This window comes from Pseudomonas sp. 2VD (assembly GCF_005503585.1).
Taxonomy (GTDB): Bacteria; Pseudomonadota; Gammaproteobacteria; order Pseudomonadales; family Pseudomonadaceae; genus Pseudomonas; species Pseudomonas aeruginosa.
In genome coordinates this window covers 1-16389 of record NZ_SCND01000101.1, presented here as the reverse complement: position 1 = coordinate 16389, position 16389 = coordinate 1, and the positions used below count along the sequence as shown (strand labels likewise).

Sequence of the window (16389 nt, the reverse complement as noted above, 5' to 3'; positions counted from 1 at the left end):
GGATGCAGACCGCGCTGATCGCCAAGGCCGCCGGGATCAATCCGCGCGACCTGCGCTACGTGGCCCTGGAAGGCGGCGGCGAGATCGCCACCGCGCTGCTCGGCGGGCACATCCAGGTCGGCAGCACCGACATTTCCGACTCCATGCCGCACATCCTCAGCGGCGACATGCGCCTGCTCGCGGTGTTCTCCGAAGAACGCCTGCCGGAGGCGGCGATGGCCAACATCCCCACCGCCAAGGAACAGGGCTACGACATCGTCTGGCCGGTAGTTCGCGGGTTCTACCTCGGGCCGAAGGTCAGCGACGAAGACTACGCCTGGTGGAAGAACGCCTTCGACCAACTGCTGGCCTCCGAGGACTTCGCCAAGCTGCGCGACCAGCGCGAGCTGTTCCCCTTCGCCATGACCGGCGAGGAACTCGACGGCTACGTGAAGCAGCAGGTCCAGCAGTACAAGCAACTGGCCAAGGACTTCGGCCTGATCCAGTAAGCCAGCCCGCGCGCGGCCGGGCCACGGCCGCGCCACGAGGATAGTCCCATGACCCGTTCCAACCTGTACCAGCGCCTGTTCGCCGGGCTCTGGCTGCTCGCCTGCGTCGGCCTGGCGGTCGCCGGCTGGCGTTACCAGGCGCCGTTTTCCTACGAACCGGTCGGCCCGCGCGCCTACCCGCTGCTCTGCCTGGCGCTGATGGGCGTCGGCCTGGCCTGGTTGATCGTGCGGCCGACGCCGATCCGCCACGCCGAGGACGAACAGCCGCTGAGCGGCGCCGTGCTGCTCAAGGTGCTCGCCTGCATCGCCCTGCTGCTGGTGTTCGCCGGTCTGTTCGAAGCGCTCGGTTTCATCCTCAGCGCCGCCCTGGTCGGCTCCTGCATGGCCATTCTCTACGGCGCCCGGCCACTGCCCGCGGTGATCACCGCGAGCCTGCTCGGGATCGGCCTCTACTGGCTGTTCGACCGCGCCCTGGACGTCCCGCTGCCGCTGGGCGTTCTCGACTTCCTGCCGCTGTGAGGACTTCGCGATGGAAACCTTGAACTACCTCGGCCAGGGCTTCGGCGTCGCGATGACCCCGACCAACCTGATCACCGCGCTGATCGGCACCCTGATCGGCACTATCGTCGGCCTGCTGCCGGGCCTCGGCCCGATCAACGGCGTGGCGCTGCTGATCCCGGTGGCCTTCGCCCTGGGCCTGCCGCCGGAAACCGCGCTGATCCTGCTCGCCGCCGTGTACCTGGGCTGCGAGTACGGCGGGCGGATCAGCTCGATCCTGCTCAACATCCCCGGCGAAGCCTCGACCGTGATGACCACCCTCGACGGCTACCCGATGGCACGCAAGGGCCTGGCCGGCGTGGCCCTGTCGCTGTCGGCCTGGAGTTCCTTCATCGGCGCCTTCATCGCCACCTGCGGGATGGTCCTGTTCGCCCCGCTGCTGGCCAAGTGGGCGATCGCCTTCGGTCCGGCGGAATACTTCGTACTGATGGTCTTCGCCATCGTCTGCCTCGGCGGTATGGCCGGCGACAAGCCACTGAAGACGCTGCTGGCGGCGTTGCTCGGGCTGTTCCTGTCCTGCGTCGGGATCGACGCCAACAGCGGCGTGTACCGCTTCACCGGGGACAGCATCCACCTCGCCGACGGCATCCAGTTCGTGGTCCTGGTACTGGGTCTGTTCTCGGTCAGCGAGATTCTCCTGTTGCTGGAAAAGACCCACCACGGCCAGGAAGCGGTCAAGGCCACCGGGCGGATGATGTTCAACTTCAAGGAAGCCGCCAGCGTATTCCTGGTCAACCTGCGCTGCGGCGTGCTCGGCTTCGTCATGGGCGTGCTGCCCGGCGCCGGCGCGACCCTGGCCAGCGCCGTGGCCTACATGACCGAGAAGAAGCTGGCCGGCGCCAAGGGCGAGTTCGGCAAGGGCGACATGCGCGGCCTCGCTGCCCCGGAGACCGCCATTGGCGGCGCGGCCTGCGGCGCCATGGTGCCGATGCTGACCCTCGGCGTGCCCGGTTCGGGCACCACTGCGGTGATGATCGGCGCCCTGACCCTGTACAACATCACTCCCGGCCCGCTGCTGTTCCAGCAGCAACCGGACATCGTCTGGGGCCTGATCGCCTCGCTGTTCATCGCCAACGTCATGCTGATCATCCTCAACGTGCCGATGGTCCGTGTGTTCACCCGCATCCTCGCGGTGCCGAACTGGGCCCTGGTGCCGGCCATCGCGATCATCACCGGGATCGGCGTGTACGGCGTGCACGCGACTACCTTCGACCTGTTCCTGATGGTCGGCATCGGCGTGCTCGGCTACATCCTGCGCAAGCTCGACTTCCCGCTCTCGCCGCTGCTGCTGGGCTTCATCCTCGGCGGGCTGATGGAGCAGAACCTGCGCCGCGCGCTGTCGATCTCCAACGGCGAACTGGGCATCCTCTGGTCGAGCCCGATCAGCCTGGTGACCTGGGCCCTGGTGGTGGTGATGCTGCTGTTGCCGCTGGTCCGTGCCTGGCGCCGCCGCGCGACCCGTCGCGCGACAGGGCTGGCCGATGCCTGAGCGCGTCACCTGGAGGCTGTACTGGGCGACGCCGTTGGTGGGCGCCCTTGGCGGCTGGCTGGCAAGCCTGGTCGGCTGGCCGCTGCCGTGGATGATCGGCTCGCTGCTGGCGGTGATGCTGGTGCGCTGCCTGGCCGACCTGCCGCTGGCCGAAGTGCCGGGGGCACGCAAGTGCGGGCAATGGATCGTCGGCATCGGCATCGGCCTGCACTTCACCCCGGCAGTGATCGAGCAAGTGCTGGCGCACAGCGCGATCATCGTTTTCGGCGCCGTGGCCACCACGCTTTCCAGCGTACTGGCGATCGCCTTCATGCGCCGCAGCGGCGAGGACCGCGCCACCGCGTTCTTCGCCAGCATGCCCGGCGGCGCCAGCGAGATGGTCAACCTCGGGCAGCGCCACGGCGCGGTGCTCAGCCGCGTCGCCGCAGCGCAGAGCCTGCGCCTGTTGCTGGTGGTGCTGCTGGTGCCGGCGGCGTTCCAGTACCTGCTCGGCGGCGGCCAGCCGGGCCCGCACCAGGCCGCGCCGGTGGACTGGCGCTGGCTGGCCCTGCTGTTCCCGGCCGGGGCGCTGGTCGCGCTGGGCTGGCAGAAGTTGCGCCAACCCAATCCCTGGCTGCTCGGCCCGCTGCTGCTGGCGGCCAGCGTCAGCCTCGGCTTCGACCTGCATATCGGCCTGCCGGCCGGTTCCAGCGGCGTTGGCCAATGGCTGATCGGCAGCGCCCTGGGTTGCCATTTCAACCGCAGTTTCTTCCGCAGCGCTCCGGCCTTCGTCAGTCGCACCCTGGTCTGCACGCTGTGGATGATGTTCGCCGCGGCGCTCGCCGCCGAGTTGCTCGGCTGGCTGACCACCCTCGACCACCAGTCGCTGATGCTCGGCATGATGCCCGGCGGCATCGCCGAGCTGAGCCTGACCGCCGAAGCCTTGCAGCTCTCGGTGCCGCTGGTCACCGCCCTGCAGGTGCTGCGGCTATTGCTGGTGCTGTTCCTCGCCGAGCCGTGCTTCCGCTACTGGAGGAAGCGCGCCGGCTGATCGAGCCACGCCGCCACACTGGATGTGTGGCGTTTTCCAGCCCGCCTCGTGCGGGCTTTTTTATTCCGCGCGCGGCCAGAGGGCACACAGCGGCGCCCGCCATGTGAAGAGCTGGGCGACAGTGGTCAGAGGTCCGGCAGCGACCAGTCGATAGGCGTCTTGCCGTTCTGCTCGAGGAACTTGTTGGTGCGGCTGAAGTGACCGTTGCCGAGGAAACCGCGGTAGGCCGACAACGGCGACGGGTGCGCCGATTTGAGGATCAGGTGGCGCTGCGGGTCGATCAGCTTCTGCTTGCTCTGCGCGTGGCTGCCCCAGAGCAGGAACACCAGGCGCTCGCAACGCTCGTTGACCACCTCGATGACGCGGTCGGTGAACGGCTGCCAGCCGGCATTGGCGTGGGAGCCGGCCTTGGCCTGCTCGACGGTCAGCGAGGTGTTGAGCAACAGCACGCCCTGCTCCGCCCAGCGCTGCAGGTAGCCGTTGTTGGGAATCGGGATGTTCAGGTCGCGGTTGAGTTCCTTGTAGATGTTCTGCAAGGACGGCGGCGTCGGCACGCCGGGCTGCACCGAGAAGCACAGGCCGTGGGCCTGGCCCGGCCCGTGGTAGGGATCCTGGCCGATGATCACCACCTTGACGTTCTCCAGCGGCGTGGTGTTCAGCGCGTTGAAGATCAACGGCCCGGGCGGGAAGATCGCCTTGCCGGCGGCTTTCTCCTGGCGCAGGAACTCGCCCAGTTGCTTCATGTAGGGCTTGTCGAATTCCTCGCGCAGCGCTTCCTTCCAGCTCGCCTCGAGCTTGATGCGGTCGTCGTTATCGGTCATGGAACCCCCTGTCTCGGTACTGAAAAAGTCGTCCGGCCTTTTTCAGAAGGTCGCCGACAGCCTGTGGCCGCGGAACCGTAGAAAAGCGCGCCGCGCTTGTCAATCTCGGGACAGGCGGGCCTCTTCCAGCGGATACTTCACGCGCACCCGGTTGCGGTACAGGCACTCGCTGGCCAGCAAGGTGCCGGCCTGGCCCTTTTCCCGGATGTCGCGCCAGATCTCGTTGAGCCTCAGCACTGCCTCGCCGTCGCGGACAAAACGCTGGGCCCTCTCGTAGACGTGGTAGCGCACAGGGCGCGGCGCACTGCACAGCAGTTCGCCTTCCAGTTGGTGGGCGGCGATATGGAAGCGCAACTGGAAGGTATCCGCCGTCGGATTGTGCAGCACCAGGTCGATGAAGTTGTAGAAGATCGCCGCGCCCGAGCCGAACGGCAGGATCCGTCCCTCGTCGGGAAACGGGTCGAAGCTGTGGTTGGCCCGCTCCACCACGCGCAGCGGCGAATGCAGGGCCATCCAGTGGATCAGGTTGCTCAGTTGGCAGATGCCGCCGCCGATTCCGCTGCGCGCCTCGCCGAAGGACAACTCCATGCCTTCGACGAAGCCACGCCGGGCGCTGGGCCGACCGACCAGCCGGCAGAACGAGAAGTACTCGCCGGGGCCGATGCTCACGCCGTTCATGCAGTCCACCGCCAGGCGCAGGTTGACCACCTTGTTGCGTTGCAGGGCGAGGTCGCTGTCGCCGAGGCGGCGGATCAACTTCGAGGTGTGCTTGATGTAGCGGTACGGCAGGCGCTCGTCGATCGATGGCAACCGCACGTAGCGACGGCCGCCAAGACGCCAGCGGCAGTGCCGCCAGAGACGTCGTTGCCAGACCCGCAGCCAGTAGAGCCAGGGGTGGTAGAGCGATAGGGGTTTGCGCATCGACGATCCTTGTCGGTCTCGGCCCACGGGCAGGATGCAGCATTATGCCCGGAGCACTAGCCCTGGTGCAGCGCCCGGTAGTGACTGGGCGCCATGCCCACCACCTTGCGGAACAGCCGCGAGAAGTAATAGGGATCGGCGTAGCCGAGCTGCTCGGCGATCTGCCGCACCTCCAGCGCGCCCTCGTCGAGCAGGCGGCAGGCATGGGCCATCTTCATCTGGATGAAATCCTGGATCGGCGCCTGGCCGGTCAGGGCGCGATAGGTCTTGGCGAAATGGAAGCGCGACAGCTTGAACTGCGCCGCCAGCTCGTCGAGGTTGAGGCTGTCGTGCAGGTGCGCGCGCATCAGCGCCTGCACCGCGTCGATGTCCAGCACCCGTCCGGATTTCAGGCTGGCCCGCGCCGGACGCACCGCCAGCGAGGTGAGCAGGCCCTGCAACAGGTGCGCGGCATGGATGAAGTGCGGCAGGCTGAGGCCCTGGCGACGCAGCGCCAGCAGCGCATCGAACTCCGCCAGCAGGCGCGGCTGCATGCCCAGGCGCAGGCGCGGGGCGCTGCCCAGCGGACGCAGGAAATCCTCCGCCAGTCCGCCTTCGAAATGTACCCAGTAGATGCTCCAGGGCCGCTGCGGGTCGGCGCCGTAGGCATGTTCCAGGCCCTTGGGCAGGACCAGCAGGTCACCGCCGCCGACCTCGACGCGCTCGTCGGCGCACTCCAGCCAGCCGCGTCCGGCACGGCAGTAGATCAACAGATGGTCGTCCGGCGCGCGCCGCTGCATGTGGTGGCCATGTGCCTCCGGGTAGTAACCGAGGGCCAGCGGGTAGCAGGCCTGGCCGAGCGGATGGCGGGCCAGGGCGCGACGCAGGCGGGGCGGCGTGATGAAACGCACCCCCTGGTTGGGCAGGGGCCAGGCGGAGGTCTGTACGGAACGCTTCACGGCGACGCGACTCGGTAGTCTGAATCCCAAGATCGTCCATCCCTTGCGCAAGATCGTCAATCCACAGGCGGCTTGCGGCCGGCTATAACGACTCAAAACAACATCCCGGTCCACCGGGAAGCGGAGGCGACGATGGCCAAGGCAATCCCCCAGCTGATCGACGGCGAATGGCGCGGCAGCCGTTCCCGCGAACTGATCGAAGTCACCGATCCGGCGACCCAGGACGTCCTCGCGCTGGCGCCGAAGGCCACCGCCGACGAGATCGAGCAGGCCATCGCCAGCGCCCAGCGCGCCTTCGAGACCTGGCGCGAAGTCCCGGCTCCCGAGCGAGCGCGGTTGATGCTGCGCTACCAGCACCTGCTCAAGGAACACCACGACGAACTCGGCGAACTGCTGGCCCGGGAGACCGGCAAGAACCTCGCCGATGCCAAGGGCGACGTGTGGCGCGGCATCGAGGTGGTCGAACACGCCGCCAACGTGGCCAGCCTGATGATGGGCGAGACGGTGGAAAACGTCGCCCGCGAGATCGACACCGCCAGTTGGATCCAGCCCCTCGGCGTGTGCGCCGGGATCACCCCGTTCAATTTCCCGGCGATGATCCCGCTGTGGATGTTCCCGCTGGCCATCGCCTGCGGCAACACCTTCGTCCTCAAGCCCTCCGAACAGGATCCGCTGACACCCAACCGCCTCGCCGAGCTGTTCCTCGAGGCCGGCGCGCCGAAGGGCGTGCTGCAGGTGATCCATGGCGGCCGCGAGCAGGTCGATGCCCTCCTCACCCACCCGGACATCCGGGCGATTTCCTTCGTCGGCTCGGTCGCCGTCGGCCAGCACGTGTACCGCACCGGCACCGCGCACCTGAAGCGGGTGCAGGCCTTCGCCGGGGCGAAGAACCACATGGTGATCCTCCCCGACGCGAACAAGGCCCAGGTTCTCGGCAACCTGGTCGGCGCCAGTTGCGGCGCCGCCGGCCAGCGCTGCATGGCGATCAGCGCGGCGGTGTTCGTCGGCGCGGCGCGCGAGTGGATTCCCGAACTGGCCGAGCGGATGGCCGCCCTGCGCCCCGGCCACTGGCAGGACCCGGACGCCGCCTATGGTCCGCTGATCAGCCCGCAGGCGCGCCAGCGCGTGCTGCGCCTGATCGCCGAAGGCAAGGCGGAAGGCGCCGAGTGCCTGCTCGACGGCTCGCAGTGCCAGGTCGAAGGCTATCCCAACGGCAACTGGCTCGGTCCCACCCTGTTCCGCGCAGTGACGCCGAAGATGGGCCTGTACCGCGAGGAAATCTTCGGCCCGGTGCTGGCCTGCCTGGAGGTGGAAAGCCTGGAAGAGGCCATCGCCCTGGTCAACGCCAACCCCTATGGCAATGGAACAAGCCTGTTCACCCGCTCCGGCGGCGCCGCTCGGCGCTACCAGCACGCGGTGCAGGTCGGCCAGGTGGGTATCAACGTGCCGATCCCGGTACCGCTGCCGTTCTTCTCCTTCACCGGCTGGAAGGGTTCCTTCTACGGCGACCTGCACGCCTACGGCAAGCAGGCGGTGCGCTTCTATACCGAGACCAAGACCGTCACCAGCCGCTGGTTCGACGATGAACCGACGACCGACGAATCGTCGGCCGGCCCGAACATGACCATCCATCTCAAGTGACCCGAGGACCTATGGATTTCGACCTCACCGAAGAACAACGCCTGCTGGTGGAGAGCGCCCGCGCCTTCGCCCGCCACGAACTGGCGCCGAAGGCGGCCGACTGGGACCGCGACCATCACTTCCCGGTGGAAGTCATCCGCGCCGCCGCCGAACAGGGCTACCTCGGCCTGTACATCGCCGAGGAAGACGGCGGCCTGGGCCTGTCGCGGCTGTCCACCTCGCTGATCTTCGAGCAACTGGCCGCCGGCTGCGTGGCCACTACCGCCTACATCAGCATCCACAACATGGCCGCCTGGATGCTCGCCTCGTTCGGCGACGCGGCGCTGAAGGAGGCCTGGCTGCCCGGCCTGATCGGCGGCGAGTCGCTCGCCTCCTATTGCCTCACCGAGCCCGATGCCGGCTCCGACGCCGCGCGCCTGCGCACCCGCGCCCGCCGCGAGGGCGACGAATACGTGCTGGACGGCAGCAAGTGCTTCATTTCCGGCGCCGGCAGCACCCAGGTGCTGATCGTCATGGCGCGCACCGGCGAGGACGGCGCCAGGGGCATCTCCTGCTTCCTGGTGCCGGCCGACGCGCCCGGCATCCGCTACGGCCGCAACGAGGACAAGATGGGCTGGCGCGCGCAGCCGACCCGCACCATCACCTTCGAAGGCGTGCGCATCCCCGCCGGCAACCGCATCGGCCCGGAGGGCCAGGGCTTCGTCTATGCCATGAAAGGCCTCGACGGCGGCCGCCTGAACATCGCCAGTTGTTCCCTGGGCGCCGCCCAGGCGGCGCTGGAGCAGTCGATGCGCTACGTCGAGGAGCGCGAGCAGTTCGGCAAGCCGCTGGCGACTTTCCAGGCCTTGCAGTTCAAGCTCGCCGACATGCTCACCGAACTCACCGCCAGCCGCCAGATGGTCCGCCTCGGCGCCCATCGGCTGGACCGCGGCGACGCCGAGGCGACCCTGTACTGCGCAATGGCCAAGCGCTTCGCCACCGACCGCTGCTTCGATGTCTGCAACGAGGCCTTGCAACTGCACGGCGGCTACGGCTATCTCAACGATTATCCGCTGGAGCGCTGGGTACGCGACACCCGCGTGCACCAGATCCTCGAAGGCACCAACGAAATCATGCGGGTGATCGTCGCCCGCCGCCTGCTGGAGCAGGGCGGCATGCTCGATCGCCTGCTGTGAACGCCGCGAACCATCGCATCCGATAGTGCCGGGACGCCCCGGCCCATGATCCAGTGAGGGACTTCATGAACACTGCCGTCGAACCCTACAAGGCTTCCTCCTTCGACCTGACCCACAAGCTCACCGTGGAAAAGCACGGGCACACCGCGCTGATCACCATCAACCACCCGCCGGCCAACACCTGGGACCGCGACTCGCTGATCGGCCTGCGCCAACTGATCGAGCACCTCAACCGCGACGACGATATCTACGCCCTGGTAGTGACCGGCCAGGGGCCGAAGTTCTTCTCCGCCGGCGCCGACCTGAACATGTTCGCCGACGGCGACAAGGCCCGCGCTCGCGAGATGGCCCGCCGCTTCGGCGAAGCCTTCGAGGCGCTGCGCGATTTCCGCGGGGTGTCGATCGCGGCGATCAACGGCTACGCCATGGGCGGCGGCCTGGAGTGCGCCCTCGCCTGCGACATCCGCATCGCCGAGCGCCAGGCGCAGATGGCCCTGCCGGAGGCCGCGGTGGGCCTGCTGCCCTGCGCCGGCGGGACCCAGGCGCTGCCCTGGCTGGTGGGCGAAGGCTGGGCCAAGCGGATGATCCTCTGCAACGAGCGGGTGGATGCGGAAACCGCCCTGCGCATCGGCCTGGTCGAACAGGTGGTGGACAGCGGCGAGGCGCGCGGCGCCGCCCTGCTGCTGGCGGCCAAGGTGGCACGCCAGAGCCCGGTGGCGATCCGCACCATCAAGCCGCTGATCCAGGGTGCCCGCGAACGCGCGCCGAACACCTGGCTGCCGGAGGAGCGCGAGCGCTTCGTCGATCTGTTCGACGCCCAGGACACCCGCGAAGGGGTCAACGCCTTCCTCGAGAAGCGCGATCCCAAGTGGCGCAACTGCTGAGCCTTCCCATCGAACCCGGCGGGCTGCGCCACAGCCCGCCCGAGCCGAGAGCCCCGACATGAACGTGCTTTTCGAAGAACGCCCGAGCCTGCATGGCTTCCGCATCGGCATTGCCACCCTGGATGCGGAAAAGAGCCTGAACGCCCTGTCCCTGCCGATGATCGAGGCCCTGGCGGCGAAACTCGACGCCTGGGCCGAGGACGCCGGCATCGCCTGCGTGCTGTTGCGCGGCAACGGCGCCAAGGCCTTTTGCGCCGGCGGCGACGTGCGCAAGCTGGTGGACGCCTGCCGTGAGCAACCCGGCGAGGTACCGGCCCTGGCGCGACGCTTCTTCGCCGATGAATACCGCCTCGACTACCGCATCCACACCTACCCGAAACCCTTCATCTGCTGGGCCCACGGCTATGTAATGGGCGGCGGCATGGGGCTGATGCAGGGTGCCGGGATTCGCATCGTCACCCCGTCCAGCCGCCTGGCGATGCCGGAGATCGGCATCGGCCTGTACCCGGACGTCGGCGCCAGCTGGTTCCTCGCCCGCCTGCCCGGCAGGCTCGGCCTGTTCCTCGGCCTGAGCGCGGCGCAGATGAACGCCCGCGACGCTCTCGACCTCGACCTGGCCGACCGCTTCCTTCTCGACGACCAGCAGGACGCCCTGCTCGCCGGCCTGGTGCAGATGAACTGGAACGAGTCGCCCCAAGTGCAACTTCACAGCCTGCTTCGCGCCCTCGAACACGAGGCCCGCGGCGAACTGCCGGAGGCCCAGTTGCTCCCGCGCCGGCCGCGCCTGGACGCACTGCTCGACCAGCCGGACCTGGCGAGCGCCTGGCAGGCGCTGGTGGCGCTGCGCGACGACGCCGACCCGCTGCTTGCGCGTGGCGCGAAGACCCTGGCCGAGGGCTGCCCGATGACCGCGCATCTGGTCTGGCAGCAGATCCAGCGGGCGCGCTACCTGTCGCTGGCCGAGGTGTTCCGCCTGGAATACGCCATGAGCCTGAACTGCACGCGCCATCCGGACTTCGCCGAGGGGGTACGCGCAAGGCTGATCGATCGCGACAACGCACCGAACTGGCATTGGCCGCAGGTGGAATCGATCCCGCAGGCGGTGATCGAGGCGCACTTCGAGCCGACCTGGGAGGGCGAGCATCCGCTGGCGGGGCTCTGATCCGCCGCGCCGCCCTCTGCCGTAGGAGGGCGCGCGCCCGCCGCGTCCATAGCGTCTAAGCTGTTTCACAGCATCCCCAAGAGGCCTTGCGGCCGCCACAGGAGGAGCTCCATGAAACAGATCGCCTTCATCGGCCTCGGCCACATGGGCGCGCCGATGGCCACCAACCTGCTCAAGGCCGGCTACCTGCTGAACGTCTTCGACCTGGTGCAGAGCGCCGTCGACGGCCTGGTCGCCGCCGGCGCCAGCGCCGCCCGCAGCGCCCGCGACGCGGTGCAGGGCGCCGACGTGGTCATCAGCATGCTGCCGGCCAGCCAGCACGTCGAAGGCCTGTACCTCGACGACGATGGCCTGCTCGCGCACATCGCCCCCGGCACCCTGGTGCTGGAATGCTCGACCATCGCCCCGACCTCGGCGCGCAAGGTCCACGCCGCCGCCCGCGAGCGCGGCCTGGCGATGCTCGACGCGCCGGTGTCCGGCGGCACTGCCGGCGCGGCGGCCGGCACCCTGACCTTCATGGTCGGCGGCGACGCCGAAGCCCTGGAGAAGGCCCGGCCGCTGTTCGAGGCCATGGGTCGGAACATCTTCCATGCCGGCCCCGACGGCGCCGGCCAGGTCGCCAAGGTGTGCAACAACCAGCTCCTCGCGGTGCTGATGATCGGTACCGCAGAAGCCATGGCCCTGGGTGTGGCCAACGGCCTCGAGGCGAAGGTGCTGGCCGAGATCATGCGCCGCAGCTCCGGCGGCAACTGGGCGCTGGAAGTCTACAACCCCTGGCCGGGGGTGATGGAGAACGCTCCGGCGTCGCGCGACTACAGCGGCGGCTTCATGGCCCAGTTGATGGCCAAGGACCTCGGGCTGGCCCAGGAAGCCGCCCAGGCCAGCGCCAGCAGCACGCCGATGGGCAGCCTGGCGCTGAGCCTGTACCGTCTGCTGCTGAAGCAGGGCTATGCGGAGCGGGACTTTTCCGTGGTGCAGAAATTGTTCGATCCGACCCAAGGCCAATAGACAGACAGGCGGGTCCGCGCCCAGGCTGGTCGATTCGACGATGCGAGGAGCCCGCCTTGAACGCCCTGCTGCTGCGTTACCGTTTCCGCCTGCTGTTCTTTTCCACCGTGCTGTTCACGGCGATCCTCGGCCTGCCGTCGAGCACCAAGCCACGGGTGCTCGGCAGCCTCCTGCTGCTGGTGCTGGCCGGGATGAACACCTTGCGCAGACGCAGTCCGCTGGTCTACCTGACGGCCTTCTTCGGCCTGTTCAGCCTGGCCCTGTACACCACTGCGGATTTCAGCAGTCCCTACTCCAGCCTGCCGCCCGGCCTGCTGCGCGGGCTGAGCCTGATCCTGCTGTACCTGACCCTGTTCGCCGCGCTGTTCCGCCGCGTCACCCAGGAGCGCCCGGTGACCCACGAGCTGCTCTACGGACTCTGCGCGCTCTACCTGCAGATGGCGCTGGCCTTCGCTCTCGCCTACTACATGGTCGAACAGATGCAGCCAGCCAGCTTCATCGCCAGCCATGGCGCACTCGGCCTGGATACCTTCGTCTACTACAGCCTGGTGACCCTGACCACCGTGGGCTACGGCGACATCCAGGCGATCAACCCGCTGGCGCGCCTGCTGGCCGGCAGCGAAGGAGTGATCGGGGTCCTGTTCATCGCCCTCGCCGTGGCCCGCAGCCTGACCCTGATGAGCGACAGCGAGGAGGTCTGATTATTAAGCTGGGCTAACGAGTGCATCCCCCTCGCAGCGGTTTATCCCGGCGAGCGCAGGGCGGATGATGCTGATCGACGCCGCTCTGCGGCATTTCTCGAACGGAAGGTGCAGCATGAAAATCGCCCTGATCGGCGCCACCGGCCACGTCGGCCACTATTTCCTCAACGAAGCCCTGCAACGCGGCCACGCGGTAACCGCCCTGGTCCGCGACCCGAGCAAGCTGGCGGCGCGCGACGGCCTCGGCGTAGTGCAGGCGGACGTCAGCGACCCGGCCCAGGTGGCCAGCGCCGTGGCAGGCCACGAGGTGGTCATCAGCGCTTTCAACGGCGGCTGGGGCAGCGCCGACCTCCGCGCCCGCCACGCCGCCGGCAGCCAGGCCATTCTCGACGGCGTGAAACGCTCCGGCGTGCCGCGCCTGCTGGTTCTCGGCGGCGCCGGGAGCCTGGAGATCGCCCCCGGCCAGCGCCTGGTGGACAGCCCGGAATTCCCCGAGCAGTGGAAGCAGGGCGCCCTCGGCGCCGCCGACGCCCTCGACCAACTGCGCGGCGAGCAACGACTGGACTGGGTGTTCCTCAGCCCGGCGATGCTCCTCGAACCCGGCCAGCGCAGCGGCAAGTTCCGCCTCGGCGGCGACCAGGTCCTGTTCGACGCCAAGGGCGAGAGCCGGATTTCCCTGGAAGACCTGGCGGTAGCCATGCTCGACGAGGCCGAGCAGCCCCGTCATCATCGCCAGCGCTTCACCGTGGCCTACTGAAAAGACCAGGCGCCCCTCTCGGGCGCCTTCGTCGTCAGCCTTCGGACTTCGCCGCCGGCGTGACGATATCGAACCAGAAGTCGAAGTCGCCGAGCATGCCGAACAGTTGCCCCAGCAACAGCGGATTGCCGGAACTCTTCAGTTTGCCCTCGAAGACCAGGCGTACCGCCGATACCTCCTTGAGCAGCAGCCGGTTGAGATCGGCGCGGTCGATGCTCACGGTCTGCCCGGCGTCCTCGCTCTGCACGCCGCGCAGGTTGTTCAGGTGCGAGTTCTTCAGTTCCAGCAGGTAGTTCTCGCCGATATCCGGCAGGCGCAGGTTGATGCTCAGCGCCTTGCCCTCCGCAGCGCCGGCGTCCAGGCGCACGCCGAGATAGTCGAACAGCAGGCCGGTGTCCATCGCCGCCAGGGCATCGGCGCTTCCGGCCTTCATCGTCGGCTGGTCGCGCGGTACGCCGTGGCGCAGTTCGTAGGCGGCGCTGAGGTAGCTGTTGCGCCAGCCGGCGTTCTCCGCCTGGTAGCCGAGCTGCTCCAGGGCGTCGGCCTGCAGCTCGCGCGCGGCCCGGTTATCCGGCTCGGCGAAGACCAGCCTGTTGACCACCTCGACCACCCAGCGGTACTCGCCCCTGGCGTACGACGCCCGCGCTTGCTCCAACAGGCGCTCGGCGCCGCCCATGTATTCCACGTAGCGGCCCGCCGAGTCCTCCGGGCTGAGCGGGTCGAGGGTCGCCGGGTTGCCGTCGTAGTAGCCCAGGTAGCGGTTCAGCACGGCCCGTGCGTTATGGCTGACCGAGCCGTGGTAGCCGCGGTCGTACCATTCCTGGTCGAGGCTGGGCGGCAGGCGCAGGCGGTTGTGCACCTGGCCGATGGTCACGCCCTGGTTGGCCAGGTGCAGGGTCTGGTCGTGCAGGTAGCCGTACAGGTCGCGCTGCTTCTCCAGCACCTCGACGATCTCCGCGTTGCCCCAGCGCGGCCAGTTGTGCACCGCGAACATCACCTCGGCCTGCCTGCCGAAACGATGCAGCGCCTGGTTGATGTACTTGCTCCAGCCCAGCGCATCGCGTACCTCGGCGCCGCGCAGGGTGTACAGGTTGTGCAGGGTGCCGACCACGTTCTCAGCCATCAGCAGGGCCTTCTGCCGCGGCAGCCAGATGTTCATCTCCGCCGGCGACTCGGTGCCCGGCGTGTTCTGGAAGGTGAACGGCACGCCGTCCAGCACCAGGTCCTCGCCCTCGCCTTCGATCAGGCGGGTCGGCGCCAGCAGGCTCAGCGGTCCGCGCGCCAATCCCTTGCCGATGGCCATGTCGACCTGCCCCTGCGGCCCCTTGGGCAGTTGCGTGCCGTACTGGTAGGTGGCGCGGCGCATCATGGCGTTGCCGGCCAGGACGTTCTCCTTGATCGCCGCCTCCATGAAGCCGGCCGGAGCGATGATCTGCACCGCGCCGCTGGCGACCTGCTGCGGCTCGACCAGACCGCGCACGCCTCCAAAGTGATCGGCGTGGGCGTGGCTGTAGATCACCGTACGGATCGGCCTCTCGCCCAGCTCGCGGCTGACCAGCTCGTAGGCCGCCCTGGCGGTGGCCGGGGTGGTCAGGGTGTCGACCACGATCCAGCCGCTGTCGCCGCGGATGAAGGTGATGTTGGCCAGGTCGAAGCCGCGCACCTGGTAGATACCCTCGGCAACCTCGAACAGGCCGTACTTGAGATTGAGCAGGGCCTGGCGTTGCAGGCTGGGATTGATGCTGTCGCGGGGCTTGCCGTCGAGGAGGAAGTCGTAGCCGCCGAGCTGCCAGGCGACGCTGCCGTCGGGGTTGCGGATGAGCACCCGCTCCGGGCGCCGGATCAGGCCGCGTTCGGCGCGCTCGAAGTCGGCGCGGTCGGCGAACGGCAATTCCGCTTCGACCCGCCGCTGGGCCTCGACGGTGAAGGCACTGGGCGGTTTGGGCGCGGTGGTTTCGGCGGCGCCGGCGAGCAGCGGGGCGAGCGCCAGGAGTGCGAGCAGACGGCTCATCGGATACTCCGTTTTATTGTTGTGGGCTTCGGCTGGCACTATGCCGAGCGGCACGGCAATAATTCCAATGCATTCCAGGCCGATATTCGATGCGGAGTCCGCATGAGCGATCTACGCCAGTTCCGCCACTTCGTCGCCCTCGCCGAGCACGGCCACTACGCCCGCGCCGCCGAAGCGGTGAATCTCAGCCAGCCGGCGCTGTCCCGCAGCATCCAGGCGCTGGAGGGACAGTTGGGTTGCACCCTGGTGGAGCGCGGCAGCCGCGGCGTGGCCCTCACGGCCCACGGCCGGCTGGTGCTGGAACACGCTCGGCGCCTGCTGGCCGGGCATCGCGCACTGCACAACGCGGTAAGCCAACTGGGCAATCTCGACAGCGGCGAGCTACGCCTGGGCGGCGGTCCCTTCCCCGCCGCACGGCTGTTGCCCGAGGCACTGGCCGGTTTCTCCAGCGCCCACCCACGCGTGCGCGTCGCACTGCTCATCGAGGACTGGCAGACCCTGCGCCAGCGCCTGCTGGATGACGCCGTCGAACTCTTCGTCGCCGATATCCGCGAGCTGCAAGGCGATCCGCAGTTGCGCATCCACCCGCTACGCGAGCATCCCGGCGTACTCTTCTGCCGCCCCGGCCATCCGCTGCTGGGTCTGGAGCGGCCGAGCGCCGAGCAACTGGCCGATTACCCGCTGGCCGGCCCGCGTCTGCCCGCGGAAGTCCGCGGCGACCTGGCGCGCCTGCTGCAACGCGACGAACCGCTCGGCATACAGTGCGACGACGTGCTGATGCTCAAGGGCCTGGTCGGCTCCAGCG

16 protein-coding genes are annotated in these 16389 nt (G+C 68.4%); 12 read left to right on the top strand and 4 right to left on the bottom strand.

The genetic code is table 11. The features are described 5' to 3' along the window. The 4 genes from FFS27_RS13655 to FFS27_RS13640 form a co-directional block, all read left to right on the top strand. On the top strand, positions 1–488 hold a 488-nt coding region (locus FFS27_RS13655), incomplete at its 5' end, for a tripartite tricarboxylate transporter substrate-binding protein (RefSeq protein ID WP_132607246.1). 48 nt (positions 489–536) lie between these two features. Continuing rightward, positions 537–1007 (top strand): tripartite tricarboxylate transporter TctB family protein, encoded by a 471-nt coding sequence (locus FFS27_RS13650; RefSeq protein ID WP_021264282.1) that lies wholly within the window; start codon positions 537–539, stop codon positions 1005–1007. Positions 1008–1017: 10 nt separating this feature from the next. Continuing rightward, positions 1018–2535: a tripartite tricarboxylate transporter permease gene (locus FFS27_RS13645; RefSeq protein WP_003085514.1), complete on the top strand. Its 1518-nt coding sequence runs from the start codon at positions 1018–1020 to the stop codon at positions 2533–2535. Further along, a complete protein-coding gene (locus FFS27_RS13640) occupies positions 2528–3565 on the top strand; it encodes an AbrB family transcriptional regulator (RefSeq protein ID WP_003134364.1) in 1038 nt (345 codons plus the stop codon). Before FFS27_RS13645 ends, FFS27_RS13640 begins: the two co-directional genes overlap by 8 nt. 125 nt (positions 3566–3690) lie before the next feature. Here FFS27_RS13640 and ung read toward each other — a convergent pair whose 3' ends face one another. From ung to FFS27_RS13625, 3 genes are all read right to left on the bottom strand, one after another. Beyond that, a complete protein-coding gene (gene ung, locus FFS27_RS13635) occupies positions 3691–4386 on the bottom strand; it encodes a uracil-DNA glycosylase (RefSeq protein ID WP_003085510.1) in 696 nt (231 codons plus the stop codon). Between the two features lie 99 nt (positions 4387–4485). Continuing rightward, entirely contained in the window at positions 4486–5307 is an 822-nt protein-coding gene (locus FFS27_RS13630; protein ID WP_021264281.1) for a VanW family protein, read from the bottom strand. A 56-nt stretch (positions 5308–5363) separates the two neighbouring features. Next, positions 5364–6245, bottom strand: coding sequence for an AraC family transcriptional regulator (locus FFS27_RS13625; protein ID WP_021264280.1), 882 nt, complete (start codon positions 6243–6245; stop codon positions 5364–5366). Between the two features lie 132 nt (positions 6246–6377). Between FFS27_RS13625 and FFS27_RS13620 the strand changes: the two genes are divergently transcribed. The 7 genes from FFS27_RS13620 to FFS27_RS13590 all read left to right on the top strand — a co-directional run bounded on the left by FFS27_RS13620 (position 6378) and on the right by FFS27_RS13590 (position 13573). Beyond that, complete coding sequence (locus FFS27_RS13620) at positions 6378–7886, top strand: CoA-acylating methylmalonate-semialdehyde dehydrogenase (protein WP_021264279.1); 1509 nt, start codon at positions 6378–6380, stop codon at positions 7884–7886. A gap of 11 nt (positions 7887–7897) precedes the next feature. Continuing rightward, a complete protein-coding gene (locus tag FFS27_RS13615; RefSeq protein WP_003085499.1) occupies positions 7898–9061 on the top strand; it encodes an isobutyryl-CoA dehydrogenase in 1164 nt (387 codons plus the stop codon). Between the two features lie 65 nt (positions 9062–9126). Beyond that, a complete protein-coding gene (locus FFS27_RS13610) occupies positions 9127–9945 on the top strand; it encodes an enoyl-CoA hydratase (protein ID WP_003085498.1) in 819 nt (272 codons plus the stop codon). A 58-nt stretch (positions 9946–10003) separates the two neighbouring features. Beyond that, the gene (locus FFS27_RS13605; protein WP_004353080.1) at positions 10004–11107 is read left to right on the top strand and encodes an enoyl-CoA hydratase/isomerase family protein; all 1104 of its coding nucleotides are present in this window, start codon (positions 10004–10006) and stop codon (positions 11105–11107) included. Between the two features lie 111 nt (positions 11108–11218). Continuing rightward, the gene (mmsB, locus tag FFS27_RS13600) at positions 11219–12115 is read left to right on the top strand and encodes a 3-hydroxyisobutyrate dehydrogenase (protein ID WP_003116513.1); all 897 of its coding nucleotides are present in this window, start codon (positions 11219–11221) and stop codon (positions 12113–12115) included. A 56-nt stretch (positions 12116–12171) separates the two neighbouring features. After that, on the top strand, positions 12172–12816 hold the full coding sequence (locus FFS27_RS13595) for a potassium channel family protein (protein ID WP_003085490.1): 645 nt from the start codon (positions 12172–12174) through the stop codon (positions 12814–12816). 115 nt (positions 12817–12931) lie between these two features. Next, positions 12932–13573 (top strand): NAD(P)-dependent oxidoreductase, encoded by a 642-nt coding sequence (locus FFS27_RS13590; RefSeq protein ID WP_003098346.1) that lies wholly within the window; start codon positions 12932–12934, stop codon positions 13571–13573. A gap of 34 nt (positions 13574–13607) precedes the next feature. Here FFS27_RS13590 and FFS27_RS13585 read toward each other — a convergent pair whose 3' ends face one another. Further along, positions 13608–15584: an alkyl/aryl-sulfatase gene (locus tag FFS27_RS13585; protein ID WP_015503456.1), complete on the bottom strand. Its 1977-nt coding sequence runs from the start codon at positions 15582–15584 to the stop codon at positions 13608–13610. A gap of 102 nt (positions 15585–15686) precedes the next feature. Here FFS27_RS13585 and FFS27_RS13580 point away from each other — a divergent pair. Then, positions 15687–16389: LysR family transcriptional regulator (locus FFS27_RS13580; protein ID WP_137952062.1), on the top strand; the 703-nt coding region annotated here is incomplete at its 3' end.